Origin of the sequence: Actinomadura sp. B10D3, assembly GCF_039871695.1 — a bacterium.
Lineage (GTDB): Bacteria > Actinomycetota > Actinomycetes > Streptosporangiales > Streptosporangiaceae > Spirillospora > Spirillospora madurae.
In genome coordinates this window covers 119072-142301 of sequence record NZ_JBDPLY010000008.1, presented here as the reverse complement: position 1 = coordinate 142301, position 23230 = coordinate 119072, and the positions used below count along the sequence as shown (strand labels likewise).

The 23230-nt window shown below is 74.3% G+C and carries 19 protein-coding genes and 1 pseudogene; 8 read left to right on the top strand and 12 right to left on the bottom strand.

Annotated elements, in window-relative coordinates; genetic code table 11:
• The first annotated feature begins 12 nt into the window (after nucleotides 1-12).
• The 3 genes from ABGB11_RS15380 (at nucleotide 13) to ABGB11_RS15370 (ending at nucleotide 2812) form a co-directional block, all read left to right on the top strand.
• Nucleotides 13-801 carry a maleate cis-trans isomerase gene (locus ABGB11_RS15380; protein ID WP_347633129.1) on the top strand — a complete coding sequence of 263 codons (789 nt, stop codon included), beginning with the start codon at nucleotides 13-15 and terminating at the stop codon, nucleotides 799-801.
• A 16-nt stretch (nucleotides 802-817) separates the two neighbouring features.
• Entirely contained in the window at nucleotides 818-1477 is a 660-nt protein-coding gene (locus ABGB11_RS15375; protein ID WP_347633127.1) for a GntR family transcriptional regulator, read from the top strand.
• 81 nt (nucleotides 1478-1558) lie between these two features.
• On the top strand, nucleotides 1559-2812 hold the full coding sequence (locus tag ABGB11_RS15370) for an aminotransferase class III-fold pyridoxal phosphate-dependent enzyme (RefSeq protein ID WP_347633125.1): 1254 nt from the start codon (nucleotides 1559-1561) through the stop codon (nucleotides 2810-2812).
• Between the two features lie 157 nt (nucleotides 2813-2969).
• On the opposite strand, the gene ABGB11_RS15365 is transcribed toward ABGB11_RS15370, so the two are convergent.
• Both ABGB11_RS15365 and ABGB11_RS15360 read right to left on the bottom strand, forming a co-directional pair.
• On the bottom strand, nucleotides 2970-3818 hold the full coding sequence (locus tag ABGB11_RS15365; RefSeq protein WP_347633123.1) for an alpha/beta fold hydrolase: 849 nt from the start codon (nucleotides 3816-3818) through the stop codon (nucleotides 2970-2972).
• A gap of 245 nt (nucleotides 3819-4063) precedes the next feature.
• A complete protein-coding gene (locus tag ABGB11_RS15360; protein WP_347633121.1) occupies nucleotides 4064-4720 on the bottom strand; it encodes a TetR/AcrR family transcriptional regulator in 657 nt (218 codons plus the stop codon).
• Between the two features lie 55 nt (nucleotides 4721-4775).
• On the opposite strand from ABGB11_RS15360, the gene ABGB11_RS15355 reads away from it, so the two are divergent.
• Both ABGB11_RS15355 and ABGB11_RS15350 read left to right on the top strand, forming a co-directional pair.
• A complete protein-coding gene (locus tag ABGB11_RS15355) occupies nucleotides 4776-6203 on the top strand; it encodes an MFS transporter (RefSeq protein WP_347633119.1) in 1428 nt (475 codons plus the stop codon).
• Nucleotides 6200-6583 (top strand): cupin, encoded by a 384-nt coding sequence (locus ABGB11_RS15350; protein WP_347633117.1) that lies wholly within the window; start codon nucleotides 6200-6202, stop codon nucleotides 6581-6583. Before ABGB11_RS15355 ends, ABGB11_RS15350 begins: the two co-directional genes overlap by 4 nt.
• Nucleotides 6584-6601: 18 nt before the next feature.
• Here ABGB11_RS15350 and ABGB11_RS15345 read toward each other — a convergent pair whose 3' ends face one another.
• Together ABGB11_RS15345 and ABGB11_RS15340 are read right to left on the bottom strand one after the other, a co-directional pair.
• The gene (locus ABGB11_RS15345; protein ID WP_347633115.1) at nucleotides 6602-7747 is read right to left on the bottom strand and encodes a CaiB/BaiF CoA-transferase family protein; all 1146 of its coding nucleotides are present in this window, start codon (nucleotides 7745-7747) and stop codon (nucleotides 6602-6604) included.
• A gap of 76 nt (nucleotides 7748-7823) precedes the next feature.
• Nucleotides 7824-9308, bottom strand: a complete 1485-nt coding sequence (locus ABGB11_RS15340; protein WP_347633113.1) for a hypothetical protein — start codon at nucleotides 9306-9308, stop codon at nucleotides 7824-7826.
• Nucleotides 9309-9684: 376 nt separating this feature from the next.
• Between ABGB11_RS15340 and ABGB11_RS15335 the strand changes: the two genes are divergently transcribed.
• On the top strand, nucleotides 9685-11421 hold the full coding sequence (locus ABGB11_RS15335; RefSeq protein ID WP_347633111.1) for a serine/threonine-protein kinase: 1737 nt from the start codon (nucleotides 9685-9687) through the stop codon (nucleotides 11419-11421).
• Here ABGB11_RS15335 and ABGB11_RS15330 read toward each other — a convergent pair.
• From ABGB11_RS15330 to ABGB11_RS15320, 3 genes are all read right to left on the bottom strand, one after another.
• On the bottom strand, nucleotides 11418-13487 hold the full coding sequence (locus ABGB11_RS15330) for a fibronectin type III domain-containing protein (protein WP_347633109.1): 2070 nt from the start codon (nucleotides 13485-13487) through the stop codon (nucleotides 11418-11420). The two genes, ABGB11_RS15335 and ABGB11_RS15330, sit on opposite strands and share 4 nt — an antisense overlap.
• Nucleotides 13488-13571: 84 nt before the next feature.
• Nucleotides 13572-14507 (bottom strand): pyridoxal-phosphate dependent enzyme, encoded by a 936-nt coding sequence (locus ABGB11_RS15325; RefSeq protein ID WP_347633107.1) that lies wholly within the window; start codon nucleotides 14505-14507, stop codon nucleotides 13572-13574.
• The gene (locus tag ABGB11_RS15320) at nucleotides 14504-14719 is read right to left on the bottom strand and encodes a hypothetical protein (protein WP_347633105.1); all 216 of its coding nucleotides are present in this window, start codon (nucleotides 14717-14719) and stop codon (nucleotides 14504-14506) included. The genes ABGB11_RS15325 and ABGB11_RS15320 overlap by 4 nt, the downstream gene beginning before the upstream one ends.
• Before the next feature lie 18 nt (nucleotides 14720-14737).
• Here ABGB11_RS15320 and ABGB11_RS15315 point away from each other — a divergent pair, with 18 nt between their 5' ends.
• A complete protein-coding gene (locus ABGB11_RS15315) occupies nucleotides 14738-15391 on the top strand; it encodes a hypothetical protein (protein ID WP_347633103.1) in 654 nt (217 codons plus the stop codon).
• On the opposite strand, the gene ABGB11_RS15310 is transcribed toward ABGB11_RS15315, so the two are convergent.
• The 5 genes and pseudogenes from ABGB11_RS15310 to ABGB11_RS15290 all read right to left on the bottom strand — a co-directional run.
• A complete protein-coding gene (locus ABGB11_RS15310; RefSeq protein ID WP_347633101.1) occupies nucleotides 15372-17567 on the bottom strand; it encodes a DUF3488 and transglutaminase-like domain-containing protein in 2196 nt (731 codons plus the stop codon). The genes ABGB11_RS15315 and ABGB11_RS15310 overlap by 20 nt on opposite strands.
• Nucleotides 17564-18694, bottom strand: coding sequence for a DUF58 domain-containing protein (locus tag ABGB11_RS15305; RefSeq protein WP_347633099.1), 1131 nt, complete (start codon nucleotides 18692-18694; stop codon nucleotides 17564-17566). Before ABGB11_RS15305 ends, ABGB11_RS15310 begins: the two co-directional genes overlap by 4 nt.
• 1 nt (nucleotide 18695) lies before the next feature.
• Nucleotides 18696-19679 carry a MoxR family ATPase gene (locus tag ABGB11_RS15300; protein ID WP_347633097.1) on the bottom strand — a complete coding sequence of 328 codons (984 nt, stop codon included), beginning with the start codon at nucleotides 19677-19679 and terminating at the stop codon, nucleotides 18696-18698.
• The gene (locus tag ABGB11_RS15295) at nucleotides 19679-21835 is read right to left on the bottom strand and encodes a fibronectin type III domain-containing protein (protein WP_347633096.1); all 2157 of its coding nucleotides are present in this window, start codon (nucleotides 21833-21835) and stop codon (nucleotides 19679-19681) included. Before ABGB11_RS15295 ends, ABGB11_RS15300 begins: the two co-directional genes overlap by 1 nt.
• A gap of 365 nt (nucleotides 21836-22200) precedes the next feature.
• Nucleotides 22201-22281, bottom strand: a pseudogene (locus ABGB11_RS15290) (helix-turn-helix domain-containing protein); the annotation flags it as partial.
• 158 nt (nucleotides 22282-22439) lie between these two features.
• On the opposite strand from ABGB11_RS15290, the gene ABGB11_RS15285 reads away from it, so the two are divergent.
• The gene (locus tag ABGB11_RS15285; RefSeq protein ID WP_347633094.1) at nucleotides 22440-23192 is read left to right on the top strand and encodes a M50 family metallopeptidase; all 753 of its coding nucleotides are present in this window, start codon (nucleotides 22440-22442) and stop codon (nucleotides 23190-23192) included.
• The last annotated feature ends 38 nt before the right edge of the window (nucleotides 23193-23230 follow it).

The following is a 23230-nucleotide window of genomic DNA, read 5'->3' as shown; positions in this document are numbered from 1 at the left end:
ATTGTCGACAACATGGGCCATAACGGGTTGAGCGCCGGATTCCTCTACCCCGGCTACAGCGCCGAGGACGACTATCCGGTCATCGAGCGCGCCCTGCGTGAATCGGGAGCCGGCGGGGTCAGCCTGCCCGTCGTGCACACGCTGATGCGCGAGGACGCCCACCGCGTCGACGCGCTGCTCGACATCGGCGGCGCCGACGTCCTCGGCGACGGGGCCCGGACGCTGCGCGGGCTGGGCGTGCGGGCCGCGGTGTGGGCCTGCACCAGCGGCAGCTTCGTGTTCGGCTGGGACGGTGCCGCGCAGCAGGTCGCGGGCGTGCGGGAGGCGGCGGGCGTGCCCGCGTCCAGCACCTCGTTCGCGTTCGTGAACGCGGCGCAGGCCCTCGGCGTGACGAGGGTGGCGGTGGCCGCGACCTACCCGGCCGACGTCGCCGAGCGGTTCGTCGCGTTCCTCGCGCACGCCGGCATCGAGGTGGTGGCGCTGTCCTGCCGGGGCATCGTCACCGCCGCCGAGGTCGGCACCCTCGGCCGCGACGAGGTGCTCGCGTTCGTCGCGGCCAACGACCATCCGGACGCCGAGGCGGTGCTGGTCCCCGACACCGCGCTGCACACCGTGGCCTGGCTCGACGAGCTGGAGGAGCGGGTCGGCAAGCCGGTGCTGACCGCCAACCAGGTGAGCGTGTGGGAGGGGCTGCGGCTCGCGTCCGGCCCCGGCGGCCTCCCGCCGCGCACCGGGCTGGGCCGGCTGTTCGCCGCGCCCGCCACCGTCCCCGCCGCGGGACGACATACCTGGAAGCCGTGACGAAAGGGGCCCGCCCATGGGCCGGTTGGGTGAGCTGGAACCTGTCCCCCGCAAGTCGACCGTCGAGATCGTCTCCGACGAGCTGCGCTCGGCGATCATGTACGGGTCGCTGGAGCCCGGCGCGCAGCTCGGCGAGGCCGAGCTCGCCGGGCGCCTCGGCATCAGTCGCGGCCCGCTGCGCGAGGCGATGCAGCGGCTCGTCCAGGAGGGCCTGCTCGTCAGCGAGCCGCACCGCGGGCTGTTCGTGATCACCCTCGACGAGGGGGACGTCGAGGACGTCTACCTCGCCCGGCTCGCGATCGAGCGCGAGGCCTGCCAGCTCATCATGGAGCGGAACCGGGGCGAGGCGGTCGCCCGGCTCACCGACGCCCTGGACGCGCTGGTCGAGGCCGCGAGCCAGCGGGACCGCGTCGCGATGAGCGACGCCGACCAGGCGTTCCACGAGGTGCTGGTCAGCTCGTCCGGCAGCCCCCGGCTGGAGCGGATGGCGCACACCCTGCTGGTGGAGACGCGGATGTGCCTGAACGCCCTGCAGGACACCTACCCCGAGCCGTCCGAGCTGGTCGAGGAGCACCGGCGGCTCGTCGACGCGATCGGCGACGGCGAGGAGGAGCGGCTGCTGACCCTCATCGAGGAGCACATGACCGACTCCATCGAACGGCTCCGCGTCACCTGACGCCGGCCCGCCCCCGGCCCTGGACATCCGGACCGCGGGGCACCTACATTGCAGATTGTCGACAATCTACCGGAGGGACGCATGGCGACGCTCTCACCCCTGCTCAAGCAGGCCACCCCTGTCCTTGCCGAGCGCGGCGAGGGCGTGTACCTGTACGACACCGACGGCCGCCGGCACCTCGACTTCACCGCGGGCATCGGCGTCACCAACACCGGCCACTGCCACCCGCGCGTGGTCGAGGCCGCGCAGAAGCAGGTCGGGACGCTGATCCACGGGCAGTACACGACGGTGATGCACCAGCCGCTGCTGCGGCTCACCGAGGCGCTCGGCGACGTCCTTCCGGACGGCCTGGACTCGCTGTTCTTCCTCAACAGCGGCAGCGAGGCCGTCGAGGCGTCCATCCGGCTGGCCCGGCACGCGACCGGGCGGCAGAACATCGTGGTCTTCCACGGCTCCTTCCACGGCCGGACGATGGGCGCCGCCGCGCTCACCACCGCGGGCACGAAGTTCCGCGCCGGGATCGGCCCGCTGATGCCGGGCGCCGCCATCGCACCGTTCCCGCAGGCCTACCGGTACGGCTGGTCGGAGGAGGAGGCCACCCGCTTCGCGCTGCGCGAGCTGGACTACCTGCTCGTCACCGCCAGCCCCGCGGCCGACACCGCCGCGTTCGTCGTCGAGCCCGTGCTCGGCGAGGGCGGCTACATCCCGGCGCCGCCCGCGTTCCTGGAAGGGCTGCGCGAGCGCGCCGACCGGCACGGCATCCTGCTGATCATGGACGAGGTGCAGACCGGCTTCGGGCGGACCGGCCGGTTCTGGGGGCACGAGCACTCCGCGGCGCGCCCGGACGTCCTGATCACGGCGAAGGGGCTGGCCAGCGGGTTCCCGCTGTCGGCGATCGCGGCGCCGGCGGCGCTGATGGAGAAGGCGCGTCCGGGGTCGCAGGGCGGGACGTACGGGGGCAACGCGGTCGCGTGCGCCGCCGCGCTCGCCACCCTCCAGGTCATCGCCGACGAGGACCTCGTCGGCAACGCGGCCCGGCAGGGCGCGCGGCTGAACGACGGGCTCCGCAAGGTCGCCGCCGACCACCCGGAGATCGGCGACGTGCGCGGGCTCGGGCTGATGCAGGCCAGCGAGTTCACCACCCGGGACGGCGAGCCCGACGCCGCCGCCGCGGCGCGGGCGCACAAGGCCGCCGCCGAGCGCGGGCTGCTGCTGCTCACCTGCGGCGCGTACGGCAACGTCGTCCGGATGATCCCGCCGCTGATCGTCACCGAGGAGCAGGTCGACGACGCGCTCGGCATCTGGTCGCACGCCGCGGCGGACGCGACCGGCTGACGCGACCGGCCGACGAGACAGGCCGACGAGACAGGCCGACGAGACAGGCCGACGAGACAGGCCGACGAGACAGGCAGGGCACGGGCGTTTCCGGGGAGGAGGCGCGGCGCCCGGTGGTGAAAGGGCGAGGCCACCGGGCGCCGCGGGACCGGGCGCGTCAGCCGAGCGGCCGCGCGCAGTCGATGGGCCAGTACGGGCCCCAGATGTCGAGCGAGTTCAGCACGAACTTGATCATCACCGGGTCGAAGGCGATGCCGACGTGCGCGTTGGTGTCGTTCGGGCACTTGTCCTGGAGCAGCACGTTCTGGGCGTTCGAGCCGTTCAGGAACTCCGACGTGTACGGCGTGACGACCTCGTCGTACCTGGTGGCGAGCACGATGTACGTCGGGCCGGGCTCGGTGTCGCCGCCCTCGTTCAGCTTCTTGAGGAAGTCGGAGCCGACGATCTGCTGGCCGGCCGCCGGCGCGGCCCGGACGACCGCCTGCGTGATGCCGAGCAGGCTGCCGAGTTCCACCAGCCCCGACATGTTGGTGCCGTGGTTGGACGGGACGATCCCGATGAGCTTGTTCACCTTGGCGGCCCCGCCGAGGAACTTCATGTAATAGCGCGGCATCATGCCGCCCTGCGAATGACCGACGATGTCGACCTTCGGCGCCCCGGTCGACGCGAGCACCCTGTCGACGAATGCCGACAGTTCACCGGCCGAGGTGGGAATGTCATGGATTCCCTGGATAGGGCCGTCCTTCGGCCCGCCGTAATTGAGGGCGTAGACGCAGTATCCGGCCTTCTTCAGCGCGGGCGAGAGCTTCTGCCAGTTGAACGCCATGTTCTCGAAAGTGCCGTGCACCAGCACGACCGGACGGGGGTGCGTGAACGAGGGCTTGCAGTTCCAGTCGTTCGCTCCCTCCGGGCTGATCTCCGCGTGCGCGGCGGGTACCGGCGCGCCGAAGACGGCGATCATCGCGGCGGCCGTGACCGCCCATGAGCGGAGCCGTCTGAAACGCATGGGCATCTCCCTTAATGCGGGCACGACGAAACGGCCGGATGTCCGGCCATTCCTGCGCGTCGTGACGGTCGGGGTGGAGTGCCCACAACGTACGGCCGCTTTCCGGCGCGGTCTTGTGGACCGGCCGCCGGTTACCTCGGGGAGATTGTCAGCCGATTCACAATCGGTTCGGCGCGCACATCATCCGACCTGCGTCTTCGCCGGGACGCACCCGCACCGCCCGGTTCGGGCCGCCCAGGGGGCGGTCATGCGCGGGTGAGCCCGTCGACGAGTGCGCGGAGCCCGTCCAGGTAGGTGTCCTGCGCGGTCAGCGGCGCCCAGTCCGGGGCGACCTCCGCGAGCCGCGGCAGCTCCGTCCGGTCCAGCTCGGCGAAGACCTGGTCGCGGTAGGTCGGGCGGTCGTCCCGGGCCCGCCGGCGGGCCGCCGCCGCCCGGACGATGATCTCCCCCGCGGTGTAGTACCAGATGGCCCGGTAGGCGTGCACGGCCCGCTCGGGGGTGAGCCCGCACTCGGCGAGGCCGTCCAGGATCTGCTCGACGAACCACAGCGCCGACCGCGACATCAGGTCGTCGGCGGTGAGGACCTCGGCGATCCACGGGATGCCGGCGAGCGAGTCGTGGATCGCCGCCGCGACGGCGACCACCCGCTCGCGCGGGTCGCCGGGAAGCTCGGGCCGGCGCAGCCTCCTCTCGGCGTAGTCGTCCACCAGCAGCAGGAGCAGCTCGTCCTTGTCGCGCACGTGGTGGTAGAGCGCCATCGGGGTGCCGCCGATCTCCCCGGCCAGCCTCCGCATGGTGAGCCGGCCGACGCCCTCCTCCGCCACGATCCGGCGGGCGGCGGCGACGATGTCGGCGCGTGAGATGCGGGGCGGGCGGCCCCGCCGTTCGGTCTGTCGCGGCATGGCGTCCATCATCCCCGGCTCGACAGCGGGCGGCGTCCCGGGTTACTTTTCTTACATGTACAAAAATTCTCGACCTGGGGTGGTGCTGGCGGCCGCGTGCATCGCGCAGTTCGTCGTCGCCCTGGACATGGCGGTGGTCAACGTCGCCCTGCCCGCGATCCGCGCGGCCCTCGGCTTCGCGCCCGTCGACCTGTCGTGGGTCGTGCACGTCTACGCGCTCACGTTCGGCGGGTTCCTGGTGCTCGGCGGGCGGGCCTGCGACCTCTTCGGGCGGCGCCGGCTGTTCGTCCTCGGCCTGGCGGTCTTCGGCCTGTGCTCGCTCGCCGGCGGTCTCGCCCAGGCGCCCTGGCAGCTCATCGCCGCCCGGGCGGGCCAGGGCCTCGGCGCCGCCGCCGTCGCGCCGGCCGCGCTCGCCCTGCTGACCACCACGTTCGAGGGACGCGCCCGCGTCCGGGCGTTCGGCGTCTGGAGCGCGGTGAACGCGGCGGGCGGCGCGCTCGGCGTGCTGGCCGGCGGCGTGCTGGCCGAGTACGCGGGCTGGCGCTGGGTGATGCTGGTCAACCTGCCCATCGTCGCCGCCGCGCTGGCGCTCGTGCCCGCGGGCGTCCCCGCCGGGGCGGCGGCGGGACGCGACCGGCCGGACGTCCTCGGGGCGGTCCTCGCGACCTGCGGGATCGGCCTCCTCGTCTTCGGCGTGGTCCGCACCGACTCCCTCGGCTGGACGTCCCCGGCGACCCTCGCCACGCTCGCCACCGCCGCGTGCCTCCTGGCGGCGTTCGTGTTCACCGAGTCCAGGGTCAGGGCGCCGCTCGTCCGCCTCGGCTTGCTGCGCAGCCGGTGGGTGGCCGGCGCAAACGTGATCGTGTTCCTCGCCGCCGCGGGCCAGTTCTCCGCGTTCTACTTCGTGTCGCTGTACATGCAGGAGGTCCTGCACATGGGCGCCGCGGAGACGGGCCTGGCGTTCCTGCCCTTCTCGGCCGGGCTCGTGGCGGGCTCCGTGGCCGCCACCCGGATCACCTCGGCCCGCTCGCCGCGCGCCTCGCTCGTCCCGGGCGCGCTGCTCGGCGCGGCGGGCCTCGGCTGGTTCGCGCTGATCAGTCCGGGCGGCGGCTTCCTCACCGACGTCCTCGGCCCGTCCCTGGTGTGCAGCGTCGGCACCGGCCTCGTCCTGGCGCCGGTCACCGTCGCGGCCACCACCGGAGTCGCCCCCGGCGAGGCCGGCATGGCCTCCGGGCTGCTCAACAGTTCCCGCCAGCTCGGCGGCTGCATCGGCCTGGCCGCGCTCGCCACCGTCGCCGCGCACCGCACCGGCGGCGCCGCGACCGAGTCCGCTCTGAACAGCGGCTACGCCCTGTCCCTCACCGTCTCGGCCGCTCTCTTCCTGCTGGCGGCCGCGGCCGCCGCGGCCCTCCCCCGCCGCACGGCGCAGACCCCGTCCATCCCCTCGAATCGCGAGAACCGACTGGAAGGAACACGCTCATGAACCCCATCGACATGTTCGCCTCCGGCCTCACGTTCCACCCGGACGGCGACGTCCGGGCCGCGGAGCGCCGCATGACGACCGGCGACGGCTCCTGGCACGTCGCGACGTTCCACGTGGAGACCGACGCCGACGTCCACGCCGACCACTGGGAGATGCACCCGGCGGCCGAGGAGGCGGTGTGCTGCCTGTCCGGCGGCGTGCGGATCTACCTGCGTCCCGAGGAGCCGGGTGGCGAGGAGCAGATGGCGGCGCTGCCCGCCGGCCACGCCTTCATCGTGCCGCGCGGCCTGTGGCACCGCCTGGAGCTGGACGCGCCCAGCGACATCATGTCCATCGGCCTCCGCCAGGGCACGCGCCTCGAGCCTCGTGCCGCCTCCTGACACCCGCCGGTGACCGGGTCAGGCCTGGGCGACGGCGCCCTCCTTGAGGAGGGCGTCGGTGTCCTCGAAGCCCAGGTCGTCGAGGACGGCCCTCGTCTGGCCGCCGGGCAGGACGGGGACGCCGTCGGTCGCGGCGGGGGTGCGGGAGAAGCGGGGGGCGGGGGCGGGCTGGCGGTGGCCGGCCAGGTCGGGGAAGACGTCGCGGGCCGTGTTGTAGGGGTGCGCGGCGGCCTCGGTCATGGACAGGACGGGGGCCACGCACGCGTCGCTCGGGACGAAGATCTCCGTCCACTCGTCCCGGGTCTTCGTCCTGAAGACGGCGACGAAGCGCTCGCGCAGCGCGGGCCAGCCGGACCGGTCGTGCTGGCCCGGCAGGTCCTCGCCGTCGAGGCCGATCAGGCGGAGGAACTCGGCGTAGAACTGGGGCTCGATGGCGCCGACGGCCATGTGGCGGCCGTCGGCGGTCTCGTAGACGTCGTACCAGGGGGCGCCGGTGTCGAGCATGTTGACGCCGCGGCGGTCCTCCCAGAGGCCGCCCGCGAGGAAGCCGTGGATGAAGGTGGACAGGTGCGCGGTGCCGTCCACGATGGCGGCGTCGACGACCTGGCCGCGGCCGCTCGCCCGCGCCTCCAGGAGGGCCGACAGCACGCCGACGACCAGGTACATGCTGCCGCCCGCGAAGTCGCCGAGCAGGTTCATCGGGACCTGCGGCGGGCCGCCGGCGCGGCCGATGGCGTGCAGCGCGCCGGTGATCGCGATGTAGCCGACGTCGTGGCCGGCGGTCCGCGACAGCGGGCCCTCCTGGCCCCAGCCGGTCATCCGCCCGTAGACGAGGCGCGGGTTGCGGGCGAGGCAGGCGTCCGGGCCGATGCCGAGGCGCTCGGTGACGCCCGGCCGGAACCCTTCGAGGAGGATGTCGGACTTCTCGACCAGGCGGAGCATGACCTCCGTGCCGCGCTCGTTCTTGAGGTCGACGGCGATCGACCGCTTGCCGCGGTTGCTGAAGTCGGTCCCCCCGGCGGTCTCGCCGTCCCGGACGGCGGAGGCGCGGTCCACCCGGAACACCTCGGCGCCGAGGTCGGCCAGCAGCATCGCCGCGAACGGCCCCGGGCCGATCCCGGCCAGCTCGATCACCCGTACTCCGGAGAGCGGCCCCTTGCCCATCTGCGACTCCCTGAATCTCGTTCGGTTCCCCCCAGTGTGCCCGATCAGGGTAAGCGGGCGCTGATCCGGGGCACCGTCAGCGAGCCGTCAGGGTCACGCGCGATCCGGGGGTGCCCTTGGCGACGAGCAGGCGCTTCCGCGTCGTCGTGCGGCGGACGCCGTCGGCGTGCGGGACGAGGCCCCGCCCGGCCGCGGCCACGTAGTACGAGCGGCCGGAGGGGGCGCGCCACCACGTCCCGCTCACCGGGCGGTCCGCGTCGCAGGGACCGGTGGCCCGGTCCTCGGCCGCGAGGAGCGTCGCGGCGGCGGCCGTCCCCGCGTCGGCGTACGTCAGCCGGGTGCAGGCCCAGCTCGCGGACCTCCCGCCGTGCGGCAGCCTCCCCGACCAGAACTCGAACGCCATGGCCTCGGCGACGGGCCGCTCCTGGCGGGGCGTCGCGCAGGCCACGCGGTCCCACAGGTCGCGGGCCGCCGGGCCGAGGCGCGCCGGGCGGCCGGGCCCGCCGGGGCGGTAGGCGGGCGAGTGGTAGGTCAGGACGGCGGCGCGCGGGGCGCCGAGGTCGCCGAACGTCCGGGAGCCGAGGTGGAAGAGGGGGCCGCGGCCGCACCCGCTCTCCGGGCGGACGGGACCGGTCACCCCGCCGGACACCGCCAGCCGCCGCCCGGTGAGGCTCTCGGGCACGGTGTCCCAGGGGGCGAGGAGGTAGTGCCCGCCGCCGAGGGCGATCGGGGCGGACGCGCCGGTGCCGGCGGTGACGACGTCGAGCCGGCCGCCGGTGTAGCGGGCCAGCCGGCCGCCGCTGCGCAGCACGGCGAGGGGCGCGCCGCCGAGGCGGCCGGCGAAGAGGAGCTGGGCGGTGCCGCCGGAGGCGCGGCGGTCCGCGGGGGCGGCGGCCCACGCCGCGGCGGCGCGCCGGGTGAAGGCCCGGTCGCCGGCGAGGTCGCCGCGGGCGGGCCAGACGTCGAGGGTGCGCGCGCCGCGCGTCCAGGCGTCCGGTGCCGCCGTGACGACGCGCAGTGCACTCGGCGCCTCGCGGGGGGCGGAGCGCTCGGTCATGACCAGCGCGCCGGCGAGCGCGACGGTGAGGGCGGCGGCCGTGGCGACGGGCAGCAGCGAGCGGTTGCGGACGGGACGCAGCAGCGCGGGCTCGAACTCCTCGCCGCGCCGGGGGGCGGGCACGACGGCGGCCTCGGCGGCGCGGATCACCGGCCACGGCTCGCGCACCCGGAGCTCGACGAGCTGGTCGTGGACGGCGTAGCGGGGCATCCCCTCCACGTACCGCAGGACGTAGGCGACGCGGACGTGCGGTTCGAGCTTGGACAGGGCCGCGGTCAGCGCGGGGTCGGGCAGCCGGGTGGGGAGCGCGCGCAGCCACGGGCCGAGCCCGATCTGGAACCGGCGGGAGGGGCGCATGGCCCGGCGCAGGACGCGGGTGCGGCGCCGGGCGTGCCCGGCCGGGGAGCGGTCGCGGGGGCCGCGGGCGGTGGAGTCCACGATCCGGCGGGCGATCGCCAGCCGGTAGACGCGCTTGCCCCGTCCCGGCAGAACGAAATAAGCCATTCGGACAAGGTCGCCATATGCCGATTTCGTCGGCGGCATTTCCGTCCGCGGATTCGTCATGACATCGTCCGTCACGGCGAGCCACTCCCTCTGGGCCGTTCCTTCGTCGCGAACCCCGAGGTTAGGGCGCGGAAAGCGGCCACCGAACGGAATTGGCGCAATGATTACCGAGGCCGATGGAAATGTCATCTCATTTCCGTGCCATCCGCCAGGCCACGGCGGCGCGGGACCATCCGCGGAGACCAGCCGCGTCTGATTCGTCCCCGTACTACGCTGTTGACCTCCGGGGGAACCTCCCCGGGCCGCAGGACATCGAATGATCGCGCCCCCGCCGCGACCCGGACGAGACGAGCAACGGAGAGGGATCCCCGGACCCATGACCGAGGACGTCCCGGGCTACCGGGTACTGGAGCAGGTCGGCGAGGGCGGCTTCAGCGTCGTCTACCGCGCGCACCAGGAGCGCCTCGACCGGATGGTCGCGCTGAAGGTCCTGTCGGTCAGCGCCGTCGACGACGCGGCGATGCGGCGCTTCCAGCGCGAGTCCAAGATCACCGGGCGGCTCTCCGGCCACCCGAACATCGTGACCGTCCTCGACACCGGCACCACCCGCTCCGGCCGCCCCTACATCGCGATGGAGTACTTCGAGCACGGCGCTCTCACCGACCGGCTCGCGCGGGAGGGGCCGCTGCCGTTCGCCGAGGTGCTGCGGATCGGGGTGAAGATGGCGGGCGCGCTCGCCGCGACCCACGAGACCGACGTGCTGCACCGGGACGTCAAGCCGCAGAACGTGCTGCTGTCGCGGTACGGGGAGCCCGCGCTCGCCGACTTCGGCATCGCCCGCCTGGTCGACTCGTTCGACGCGACCCACACGCAGGCGTTCACCCCGCACCACGCCGCGCCCGAGGTTCTGGAGGGCCGGCCCCCGGGCGTCGGCGCCGACATCTACTCGCTCGGCTCGACGCTGTACCAGCTCCTGGCCGGGCAGCCCGCGTTCAAGGGCCCGCCCGGCGAGGGCATCGCGCTGCTGATGCTGCGGATCCTGAACGACGCGCCGCCGCCGATCCCGCGTCCGGACGTCCCCCGGCAGGTCGCCGACGTCATCGCGCAGTCGATGGCGAAGACGCCGGAGCAGCGGTTCGCGACCGCCGTCGAGTTCGCGCAGGCGCTCCAGCGCGTGCAGGCGGAGCTGGGGCTGCCGGTCACGGACGTGCCGCACAGCAGCGGGTCCGCCCTGCCGGCCCCCGAGGCCGGTCCGCGCCCCTCCTTCCCCGACACCTCGGGGCCGCCGCGCGTGCCGGAGTGGGCGCCCACCGCCCAGCCGCCGGCCGCGCCGGCCGCCGCCGCGCCGCCCCAGGCGCCCGCCGCGCCGCCGGAGCAGCCGCCGTCCCCGTGGGCGCCGGGCGCCCTCCCGCCGCAGACGCCGGACGCGCTCCTCCCGCAGGACGGCCCGCGCCCCGCGCCCGCACCCGCGCCCGCCTGGCCGCAAGCACCGGAAGCGGGCGACCCCCGGGCGAGCGGGGCCCACACCGTCGGCTCTCCCGCGGGCTCCCGCACGACGCCGCACGGCGCCCCGGACCAGATCACCCAGGACCGGCCGCAGGACGGTCCCCGCCGCGGCCTGATCGTCGCGGCGGGCGTCGCGCTCACCGGCGGGCTCGCGCTCGGCATCGGGGCGCTCGCGCTCGCCGGGGACGGCGGCTCCGGGGAGGGCGGGCAGCCCGCCGACCCGGCACCGGCGACCCGGGCCGCCCCGCAGGGGCAGGTCACGGGCGCGCCGCAGCCGATCACGCCCGCGCAGCTCGCGGCGACCCGCCCGCGCAAGGTGGTCGCCCGGCCGGTCGGGCGGACGGCGGCGCTCCTGTGGGCGCTGCCGCCCGCCGCGCGGGAACTGCCGCTGCTCGTCCAGCAGCAGCCGGCCGGGTCGAGGCCGATCGTGTCGGTCCAGGCCGGCTCGCGGTCGGCGACGATCCCGGGCCTGCGACCCAAGGTCGCCTACTGCTTCAAGGTCGGCGCGGTGCTGCGCCTCAACCAGGGCCAGGCGCCCGACGTGTCATGGTCGCAGCCGGCCTGCATCCGCCCGGGAAAGACGAAGACGAAGACGAAGAAGGGCTAACCGCACTTCCACACCGGCGGCCCGGCGAAGCTCGTCCACTCCCCCGGCGTGTCGACGAGGTAGCCGATCAGGTAGCCGGTCTTCCCCTGCCAGGTGAGCCGGACGTACATATCGCCGGCGAGGGTGGCGTTCCTGTTGTAGTAGGCGCCTTTCACCTGGCAATGCACGGTCACCATCTCGCCGTTGTTGTCCTTCATGGTGGCGACGGTGGTGCCGTTGTTGGCGTCCGGTGTGTTCCTGATGTAAGCATTGGAGTTCTCATTGCGTTCCACCGGGTACCGGTTGGTCGGGCCGGTCAGCGTCGCGTTCACGGACGCCGTCGTCCCGGTGCCGGCGCCGTTCACGGCCGCGACGGTGAAGGTGTAGGACCCGTTCGTCGCGACGTCGCCGAGCGTCGCGGACGTCGTGGAGACCGTCCTGCTGCCGCTGACGGGCCCGTCCCAGCTGAGCCGGTAGGCGGAGGCGCCGGCCGGGGCGGTCCAGGAGACCCTGGCCCCGGTCGCGGTGGCCCGCGCGCCGAGTCCGGTCGGCGCGCCCGGGGTCACGCACGGCCGGACGGGGTCGCTCGCCGCCGAGACCCGCTCCCGCGTCCGGCCCCGGGAGTCCCGGTAGCGGACGGCGACGCGGAACCGGTACTCGCGCCCGCAGTCGCCGCCCCTGACCGTGAAGGTGAGCGGGCCGGCGCTCTGGGGAATCACCGCCGGGCTCGCCGCCAGGCCGGACGGGACGTCCTTGAGCACGTACCCGATGATCCCCTGGCCCTGGGAGGGCTGGAAGTCGATCCGCATCGTGCCCGCCCCCGGGGTGACGGCCACGTTGCCCGGCGGCGCCGGCGGCTGCCCGGGACGCGGCGGGGCGGGCGTCCGCGGCGGACGGCCGGCGTCCGCCGGCGGGGCGTCTCCTCCGCCGGGGAGGGGGATCGCGCGCCGGTTCGGCCCGCCCGCCACCCGGTCCTTGTACTTGTCGACGTTCTTGCGGCCGCCCCGTTCGTCGACCACGACGGCGCGCGGACCGGACGGGTCGTGCGCCCACAGCATCCCGTCCTTGACGAAGACGTCCAGCGTGGCACGCCGCCCGGTGACCCGGACTGGCTCCTCGAACCGGTTGGCCGCGGCGTCGTACACGAGCAGGGCGCCGGCCGTCTCGTCCGGGATGTAGACCTTCGGGCCGAGCATCTGCGGCGCCCGGTAGCGGTGCCGCGGCATTGCGAGCCGGGTGCTGGAGTAGCGACCGGTACCTGTGTCGACGGTGATGAGGGACCCGGTTCCGGGCACCAGGAGCGGGACGGTCACGCCGTCGGTGGCGGGCGGGGCCAGCACGCCGCCGCGTCCCGCCTGCCGGACGGTCGTCGGCAGGCTCAGCGTGAGCCGCCCACCGGACGGCTTGACGACGGTGGCCGTGGCGGCGGTGGCGTTCGTGACGACCGGCTCCCCGGCCGCGATGGTGAGCGCCGAGGCGTCGCCGGGCCCGCCTACCCGGACGGGCGGCCCGAGGCGGCCGTCCGCGAACGGCGAGACCTGCCCGTCCTTCGACACCGGCACCCACAGGGTGCCCCGCGCGTCGATGCCCGCCTGGCCGAGGACCGGCGGCAGCGTGGCGGACGCGCCGACCGGGGTCAGGGCCACCGGGTCGATCTGCTGGACGACGCCCTTGACGGAGTCGACCGTGTACGCCTTCCCCGCGCCCGCGAGGACCTGGAGGCCCGCGCCGAGCGGGCGGCTCGTGCCGATGTCCAGCTGGGCCGGGTCGAGCCGGCTGACCACGCCGGTGTCCAGGTCGACGATCAGCACCGTGGAGCCGTCCTGGACGACCTTGATGTTGTGGCCGCGCATCTGCGGGGCCACGGCCGCCCGGCCGTCCACCTTGCCGGCCGGGCCGTTGACGTGCACGGCGAGGCCTTTGCCCCGCGCGCCCAGCCAGGCGCCGACGTCGGCGAGGCGGTACTTGGCGCTGGCGACGCCGACCCCGTAGACGCCGGCGGCGATGACGAGCACGCCGACGAGCCCGACCGCGACCTGGCCCGTCAGCCGGTCGCGCCGGAACAGCATCCCCACCGGTCCCGCCACGTCCCGATCACCTACCCCGTCGCATCGGACACCGTAGTGAAATCCGTCCGCTATAGGGGTGTGTTCTGAAAGAAAGGGAGAAAGTCAGCTTTCTTGAATGGCGTCGGTGAAAGTCGGGACGGTTATGTTCCGCCCGGAAATGATCACTACGGGGCGGCCGGTGACCTCGGCCTTCCCGGCGAGGACGGCGGCGACGCCCGCGGCGCCCGCACCTTCGGCGACCAGGCCGTGCTCGTGGAACAGCCAGCGCAGGGCCGTCCGGATCTGGTCATCGGTGACGGCCGTCATCTCCGCGGTGTCCCCGATCACCTCCGGGGTGACGCAGCCCGGTTCGAGGTTGCCGGGCAGGCCGTCGGCGAAGGTCTCGCCGACCTCGACGGCGGCGACCCGCCCGGCCGCCAGCGAGGCGGACACGCCGCGCGACACCGCCGACTCCACGCCGAGCACCCGGACGTTCCCGCGCTCGCGGGCCCACAGGCAGAGGCCGGCGAGGAGGCCGCCCCCGCCGACCGGCGCGATGACGGTCAGCGGCCCGTCCGCCTGCTCGTCCAGCTCCCGCCCGATGGTGCCCTGCCCGGCGATGACCGCCGGGTCGTTGTACGGCGAGACGTAGTGGCCGGGCAGCGTCATCGCGTGCGCCTCGGCCTCGTCGTAGGTCGTCCCGTGCTGGACGAGCCGCACCGGGAACGCGCCGATCCGGTCGACCTTGACCGGGGAGGCCTTGGTCGACACGACGACGGCGACGTCCGCGCCGGACCGCGCGGCGGCGTACCCCATGCCGAGGCCGTGGTTCCCGGCGCTCGCGGTGACGACGGGCTCCCCTTCCGGGAGGGCGGCGACCGCCGCGAGCGCGCCGCGCACCTTGAACGCGCCGGTCGGCTGGAACGTCTCCAGCTTCAGCAGCGCCCCGGGCGCGAGGCCGGACGGGATCAGCGGCGTGGGTGCGAGCACGGCGGAGACGGCCCGCCAGGCGCGCTCCAGGTCGTCCAGGTCCGGCGGGCGGACGGTGCGAACGGTCACGCCCGCTCCCCGGACGACCCGTCCAGCCGCTCGTGGAGGCGCTGCCGGATCTCGTCCGGCGTGTAGGAACGCCGCCGGCGCTCGGATCGCACGATCACCGCACCCGTCGCGGCGACACCGATGAACCCGGCGATGCCCAATGCTTTCCACAGGCTGGGTGCCTTCCACAGGCTGGGTGCCTTCCACGGACCTGACGCTCTCCACGCTCGCATGCGGCTACCGTAGCGATCATGCCGGGTACGAGCATCTCCCTCGACGAGGCCGCCGAGCTGACCCGCACCGGGGACGTGTGGCTGTTCCGCGGCCGGACGGTCGCGGACCGCGCCATCCAGATGACGACGAACAGCCCCGTCAACCACGTCGGCATGTCACTGGTCATCGACGACCTGCCGCCGCTGATGTGGCACGCCGAGCTCGGCCGCTCGCTGCGTGACATGTGGACCGGCGGGCACCACCGCGGCGCGCAGCTGCACGACCTGCGCGACGCCGTCCTGGCGTGGGGGAACCGCTACGGGCAGCGGGCCTGGCTGCGGCAGCTCGACCCGCCGCCGTCCCGGGAGATGGAGGACGCGGCGCTGCGCGCGGTGGCGCGGCTGGACGGCACGCCGTTCCCGTCCACGTCGAAGCTCGCGACGCGGTGGGTGCGCGGGCGCGTGCCGGTCCGGCGGCCGGCGGAGCGCGACGCGCGTCGCGGCGCCAACGCCATGGAGACCGCGTTCTGCGCGGAGATCGTCGCGGTGACGTACCAGTCGATGGGGCTGCTGCCGAAGGGCCGCCGGCCGAACTGGTTCGACCCCGGCCGGTTCTGGAGCGGGGACGACCTGGAGCTGGAGGGCGGCGCCGTCCTCGGTGGCGAGATCGCGGTCAGCCTTCCCCCGTCGTGACGTCCGCGCCGCCCCGGCGGTCCCGCAGTGAACGCGGATGCAGGCGGCGGCGGAACCGGCGCAGCCGCCCGGCCCGGGTGGTGACGAGGCGCCCCAGCCGGTCGGTGTGGTGCCAGGCCTGGTCGGCGGTGCCCGGGTCCGGGCGGGACGCGGCGAAGCGGCTGCGGTTGACGAGGTCGGCGAGCGGGCCGAGGTGCCCGTGCGCCTCCTCGCCGACGGCGGACGCGCCGAACCGCGCGACCTCGTGCGCGGTCAGCGTCCGGGCCGTGGACAGGCCGACGTCCGAGAGGTGGTCGAGCGCCTCGTGCCAGGCGCCGGTGATGCGGGCGGCGGGCGTCCCGGCCCTCCGGCGCCGTGTCCGCAGGGCGGGCGCGAGGAGGACGGCGAGCAGGTAGCCGAGGACGAGCACGCCCGCCCCGATCGCGGCGAACACCCACCACGGCCTCGGGGCCGGCTCGGCGGCGGGTGCCTTCTGCGGGCCCTTCTGCGCGGTGTTGCCCGGGCCCTGGCCCCGCTGCTGGGAGGCCGCGTTCTTCTGCGCCTGCTCCAGCTTCTGCTCGGTCTCCCCCGCCGCGACGGCGTCGTTCTTCTTCGACCTGCGGGCGCTGTCGGGAAGGGGGTTGAAGCGGATCCAGCCGAGCTCGTCGAACTTGATCTCGGGCCACACCATCACGTCCCCGGAGCGGACCTGGACCGCGCCGCCCGCGCGGTTCCCCCCGTCGAAGCCGACGACGACCCGGGAGGGGAGCCCCAGCGACCGGGCCAGCAGCGCGTAGGCGGTCGCGAAGTGCTCGGGCGTGCCGCGCCTGCCCTCGCCGAGGAAGTAGTCGAGCTGCCGGTAGCTGTGGCCGGGAGGCGCGGTCACGTCGTACCTGGCGTAGCGCTTGAGGTACTCGGCGAGCATCGCGGCCTTCTGGATGGGCGACACGGCGCCCTGGGTCGCGGCCTCGGCGAACTTGCGGAACTCGGCGAGCTGGACGGGCGGCTCCTTGGCGCCCGGCCCCCACGGCAGCTCCCGCGCCGCCCTGGCCTCGGCGTCGTTCGCGACGGCCGCGTCCGCGAGATCGTCGGCCGTCCATTCGGGCACGACGGAGGCGACCCGGTACGTCTGGCCGGAGCGGAGCGGCTCGGCGGCGGCGAGCGCGCCGCTGCCGGGGTCGACGACGACCGGGAGGCCGTCGACCTGCCGGGGCCGGTCGGCGGCCGGCACCCACACGCCGGGCAGGTCGCGGATCGTGATGCGCTGCGCGACCTCGTGCTTCTTGTCCGGGGCCGGCCCCTCGGGCACGCGGCTCCCGGTCGGGACGAACCGGGCCGTGGACGACCACGTGACGCCGTCGAACCTGTCCAGGACGGCGAGCCGCTCGATCTCGTTCCGCTTCGCCTCGACGGTGAACATGACCTGGTCCGGGCTCAGTAGCCAGCCGCCGACGCGGTCGAGCGGGCTGACGCTGTCGCGCTGCTGCGGCGGCGGGGCCTCGACCTGCTCGCGCGGGTTGTAGGGCTCGGCGCTGACGGGGACGACGGGCCCGGCGGCGAACGCCAGCCCGCCGAGCACGCCGGCGGCCGGCACGCCGATGACGAGGGGCCGCCACGCGATCCCCGCGCCGGGACCGTCCGCGCGGACCAGGACGAGCACGGCGATGAGCACGACGGTCGCGGCGGCGAGCGGGAGGTTCGTCCCGGGGCCGTCCACGCCGAGCAGCAGCGCGACCGCCCACACGGCGAGGGCCGGGACGCCCGGGACGGCGCGCAGCGAGGTCCGCAGCGCCAGCTCCGCGGACGCGAACGCCGCGAGCCACACCACCACGTTGACCAGCACGAGGAACTCGGGCTTCGCGGGCGCGGGCAGCAGCGTCGTCAGGATCGACTTCCACGAGCCGAGCACGCCCTCGCGGAGGGTCTGCGGCAGCGTCCCGTCGCCGAGGGCCGGCCGCAGGACGGTGACCGAGACCGTCCCCGCCCAGGCGACGACCGTGAGCACGAGCGAGATCCACAGCGGCCACGGGCCCTTGTCCTTGCGCGGGCCCGACAGCAGCCCGCACAGCAGGGTCGGGACCACCGCGGCGACGGCCACGACGGGCACGACCGGTCCGATCCCGAAGACCCGCTGGAACGCGAGCCCGGAGACCGCGACCAGGCACGCCGTCACGGCGAGCGAGACGTACCGGGTCACCGGGCGCTCCCCAGCCGCCGCCACGACTCCGCCAGGTCGTCGAGGTCGGCGACGTCGACGACCTGGACACCGGGCGGCGCCGACGCCGGCTCCGGCGGCCGGACCCGCAGTACCACGACCCGGTCGAAGCGGCTCCGCACGGACGCGATCCGCCCCAGCTCCGCGCCCCCGTTCGCCACGACGACGAGGGACCCGCCCGCGGGCACGCGGCGCACCGCGTCCACGGTCGACCGCGGTCCGTCCTCCGGCTGGACGGCGGTCAGCCGGTCGAGGAGGACCTCCACGTCACCGGGCCCGCCCCGCGTGTCGGCCAGCGCGCCGTTCCCGGTGAGGATCCGGACGGGGAAGCTCGCCGACGCCGCGCCGACCGCGACCGACGCCGCCGCGTCCACGGCCAGCTCGAAGTCGTCGGGCTCCGGCCACGCTTCGGGCCGCGCCTCCAGCACGACCGTCGTGGTCGGCAGGCTCGCGTCCACGAGCCGGCGGACCATCAGCGTCCCGGTGCGCGCGGACGACTTCCAGTGGATGTGCCGCAGCTCGTCCCCGATCACGTACTCGCGCAGCGCGTGGAACGTCGCCGTCCCGGCCGGGGACCGGTCGCTGGTCGGGCCCTCCAGGTGGTGGGCGCGCCCGGACGGCAGCAGCCCCAGCCGTACGGTCTTCGGCCGGACGAGCATCGTTTGCGGCGCCCCGTACTCCCGCACCCGGCGGGCCAGCCGGAGCGGGTCGGCGCGCACCAGCCGCAGCGGCCCGACCGGGATCTCGCCGCGCCGGTCCGTCGGCAACCGGTAGGTCACCGAGCGTTTCCCGCCGGCCCGCAGGCGCGGGATGTCGACGGCGACCGACGTCGCCCCGGCCGCATCCCGGGCGCTCAAGCCCCGCGCGCTACGCCCTCGGTTGGTCACGTGCAGCACACCGACGGCAGGTTCGCCGCGCTCGACCTTCAGCGGCGCGATCTCCCGGCGCACGTCCAGCTTCGGCCGCGGGAGCGTCCACAGCGCTGCGCCCGCCACCGCCACCAGGCCCGCGACGGCGAGCATCGCGGGCTCCGGATAGCCGAGCCACCAGCCCGCCGCGTACAGCGGCACCGAGACGGCCGCCGTCCCCCATCCGAGCGGCGTCAGCACGTCACACCCCGGCGGCCTGCGGGGTCGGGACGTTCTGCAGGGCCTCGGCGACCACGTCGGCGCCGGTGCGCCCGCGCAGCTCGGCCTCCGGCGTGACGATCAGCCGGTGCGCGATGACGGGGACCGCGAGCGCCTTCACGTCCTCCGGGACGATGTAGGAGCGGCCGGCCGCCGCCGCCCGCACCCGCGCCGCGCGCAGCAGCGCGATGCTGGCCCGTGGGCTCGCGCCGAGCCGCAGGTCGGGGTGCTCGCGGGTGGCCGCGACGACCCGGACGAGGTAGTCGTACAGCGGCGCCGCCACGTGCAGCCGCTGCGCGAAGTCGATCATGTGGGAGAGGTCCTCGCGGGTCATCACCGGCGGCATCTGGTCGAGCATCGCGCCGGTCGGGGCGCCCGCGAGCAGCGCCACCTCGGCCTGGTGGTCGGGGTAGCCCATGGAGATCCGCATCAGGAACCGGTCGAGCTGCGCCTCCGGCAGCGGGTACGTGCCGTCCATGTCGACCGGGTTCTGCGTGGCGATCACCATGAAGGGGCGCGGCACCGGATGCGGGGTGCCCTCGACCGTCACCCGGCGCTCCTCCATGACCTCCAGCAGCGCCGACTGCGTCTTGGGCGAGCCGCGGTTGATCTCGTCCGCGACGGCCAGGTTCGCGAAGATCGGACCGGGGTGGAACTCGAACGCGCTCGTCCCCTGGTTGAAGATCGACACGCCGGTGATGTCGCTGGGCAGCAGGTCCGGCGTGAACTGGATCCGCGTCCACTTCGCCTCGACCGACGCCGACATCGCCCGCGCCAGGGTCGTCTTCCCGACGCCCGGGACGTCCTCCACCAGCAGGTGCCCCTCGGACAGCAGGCAGATCAGCGCCAGCTCGACCTTTTCCCGCTTACCGCGCACGACCCGCTCGATGTTCCCGGCCAGCGCCGCGAACATCTGCGCGAACCGCCCCGCCAGCGCGTCCGCGTCCGCTCCTGGGTTCTCGGTCATCAGGTGCACCCCCAGAGAGTCGAGGAGAAGGCCCCCGAGTTCGAGCCGGGGGTGCTCACGTAGATGTCGCTGACCCAGCGGACGCGCCCGCCGTATTCGATCTTGTCCCAGATACTGCTGACGAGGCTGGGATCCTGCTCGTCGGTCACGGTGTTGCCCCGCTCCTGGCAGATCACCTTCACCGCGCCCGTGAAGCCCTTCGGGAACGAGCCGTCACGTGGGGCCGTGGTGCTCGGCCCGGTGTGCAGGTAGGTGTTCGTGGCCTCGTTGTGGTGCCCGTTGTAGGTCTTGGCGTGGGCGGCGGGGTCGAGGTTCGCCGAAGCGCTCACGGCCGTCGACGAACCGGCCCCGTTGCGGGCCGTCACCTGGAACGTGTAGGTCTGCGCGTTGGCCAGCCCGGTGATCTGCTTGGAGGTGCCCGTGGCTGCGGCCGACCCGCCGTTCCAGGTGATGTCGTAGGTCACGTCGTAGCCGGACGAGCGGCCCCACGTCAGGTTCGCGCCATGGTTGACGCCGCTCGCGGTGAAGGCGGTCGGCGGGCCGGGGGCGGTGCAGGCGGTGGCGCCGACCTCGCCGGACTCGCTGTAGGCCGTCCTGCCGTTCCTGCCCTTGTACTCGGCGGCGACCTTGTAGATGTGGGTCGTCGTGTCGCAGGTGAGGCCGCCGACGGTGAACGTCCCGCCCTGGCTGTTCCCGGCGAACTGCGCCGGGCTCGCATCGGCGACGGGCCTGCCGTCCTGGCCGAGGAGGACGAACCGGGTCACCGGGTAGACGCCCTGTGGCTGCGCGGGCGCGGTGAACCGGACCCGGATCCTGCCGTTGTCGCCGGACGCGGCGGGTGTCGGCGGGTCGGGCGCGGTCGGGTCCTTCTTCTGCGGCGGCTGCGCGGGACGGCCCGGCGGCGGGACCTCGTTGGATCCGCCGTGGCCTCCCCCGCCGCCGTTGCGGTTGCCCTGCCCGTTGCCCGGGTTCGCCTGGACGGGCAGTGGGCGCCGCGCGCTGCCAGGGATCTTGTCCTCGTACTTCTTGATGCGCCTGACCCGGCCGTCCGGGCCGAACGCGAGCGCCGTCGGGCCGAGCGGGTCGTTCACCCACAGCATGTGATCGCGGACGATGACCTCGATGGTCCCGCCGGGCCGGGTGGCCGTGATCGGCCTCTCCCAGGCGTTGCGGTCGGTGTTGAAGACCAGCAGCCGCCCGGACGTCCGGTCCGGGAGGTAGACGCGGGCGCCGAGGACGTGCGGCGGCTCGAAGGCATGATCCGGCATGCGCAGCGCGACCGAGTCGACCCGGCCGACCCCGGTGTTCAGCAGGTACAGCGCGCCGCCGTCGCCGAGCATCGGGACGACCTGCCCGTCGGCGACCGCCGGGACCTTGACCCCGTTCCTCGCCTCCGTGACCGGCGCGGGCAGGTTGATCCGCTGCGTCCCCTCGGGCCGGACGATCAGCGCCGTCGCGGACGTGCTGTCGACGATCACGGGCGTGCCGGCGGCGATCGTCAGGGCCAGGCGGTCGCCGGCCTTCCCGGCCGCGACGGGCTCGCCCTGGCGGCCCTGCTGGAACGGCACGACCTGCCCCGTCTGCGGGACGGGCACCCACAGGCCGCCGTTCGCGTCGATGCCGGCCTGCCCGAGCGGCGCGGTCAGCGTCGCGGGCGCCCCGACCGGCGTCAGCCGCAGCGGGTCGATCTGCTGGACGGTGCCCCTGACGAGGTCGATCGTGTAGGCGGCCCCGGCGCCGGAGAGCACCTGCATGCCCGGGCCGCCGACCTGCCGGCTCGTGGTGATCTTGAGCTGGGACGGGTCGATGCGGCTGACGACGCCGGTGTCCTCGTCCACGAGCAGGACGGTGGTGCCGTCCTGGACGATCTTGATACGGTGGCCGCGCATCTGCGGCACCACCGCGGCCTTGCCGTCGACCTTGCCGGCCAGCCCGTTGGCGTGCACGACGAGGCCCCGTGCGCTCGCGCTCAGCCAGGCCCCCACGTCGGAGAGCTTGTACCGCGCGCTGGCGGTGCCCACTCCGTAGACGAGCGCGCTCACGCACAGCACGCCGACCAGCCCGGTCGCGATCTGGCCGGTCAGCCGGTCACGCCGGAAATGTCGTAAAAACCCGCGCGCACCCACGGCACGCGCGAAGGATCGGTCCCCGTTCAATCCCCGCTCACCCTCTCGTCGCCCCGGAGCGGGAGCTCACCACCCCGGACGCGAAGGGCACGATAACGGTAATGCGGGTCACGGAGGAACGGGAGCGCGAAGATCGACCTGGCGGAACCACCGTGACACGGCGGGTTACGGGCGACACGTCATGACATTGATCACATTCACTGCCGTCCCCGGACAACGACCCAGGCGAACCGAACGCGAACGTCATCCCCGGCGTCCTAATGTTGGGCATCGCGACGACGACTCCGAGGTGGACGTGGACAACTTGACTTCGCCCCCGGCCGAAACCCGGGGACTTCCGAACGCCCTAGGGCCGTCCGCCGCTCGCGCGACCCGGATCGCTCCGGAGGGGTTCTGCGCACGCACCCGAACGTGCGGTTCAGCACCGCGGCCTGCCCGGGATCCGGGTAGGCCCGACACTTGTACGCCCTCCTCACGAACACGGAGCTTGCAACTTCACCATGCTGTCATGTAAACGATGTGGGAACCTGTCGGCGAGTTCTCCTCCAGGCACGTCCCGGCTCCGGCGGGCCGGTCACGACCGGATCCGAATTCCTTCCCGGTTTCAGGTCGGCGACATCCTTCGGAGGCTCAAGTGAGCATCGCCGACCTGTGGGACCGCGTGACGGGAACGCAGCCCGACCCCCCGCTCTGGCTGGTCGCGCTCGTCGGCCTCGTGGCGCTCGGCTCGGTGCTCCACGGCCCCACCTGGCGGGTCGCGCGCAACACCGTGACGATCGCGCACGAGGGCGGGCACGCGCTCATCGCGCTGGTCACCGGACGCAAGCTGGACGGCATCAAGCTGCACTCCGACACCTCGGGCGTGACCGTGTCGCGCGGCAAGCCGCACGGCCCCGGGATGATCTTCACGGCGATGGCCGGCTACCTCACTCCCCCGCTGCTCGGGCTGTTCTTCGCGCTGCTGCTGGCGGCCGGGCGGATCACGCTGATGCTGTGGTTCTCGCTCGCGCTGCTCGCCGCGATGCTGGTGATGATCCGCAACGCCTACGGCGCGCTGTCGGTGATCGCCACGGGCGCGATCGTCTTCGCGGTGTCGTGGCTGGGCAGCGCCGAGGTGCAGGCCGGGTTCGCCTACCTGGCCGCCTGGTTCCTGCTGCTCGCCGCCACCCGCCCGGTGATCGAGCTGCAGCGGATGCGCGCCCGGCACATGGCGCCGAGCTCCGACGCCGACCAGCTCGCGCACCTCACCGGCGTCCCGGGCCTCGCCTGGGTTGCGCTGTTCGGCGCCACGGCCCTGCTCGCCCTGCTGACCGGCGGCGCCCTCCTCGTCCCGGACGTCTCCGTCCCCGACCTGCCCACCCCGCCCGGCTTCGGCGGGACGGGCTGAGGCCGGATCCGCCGGACGCCGCCGGTCGTCCGGACCAC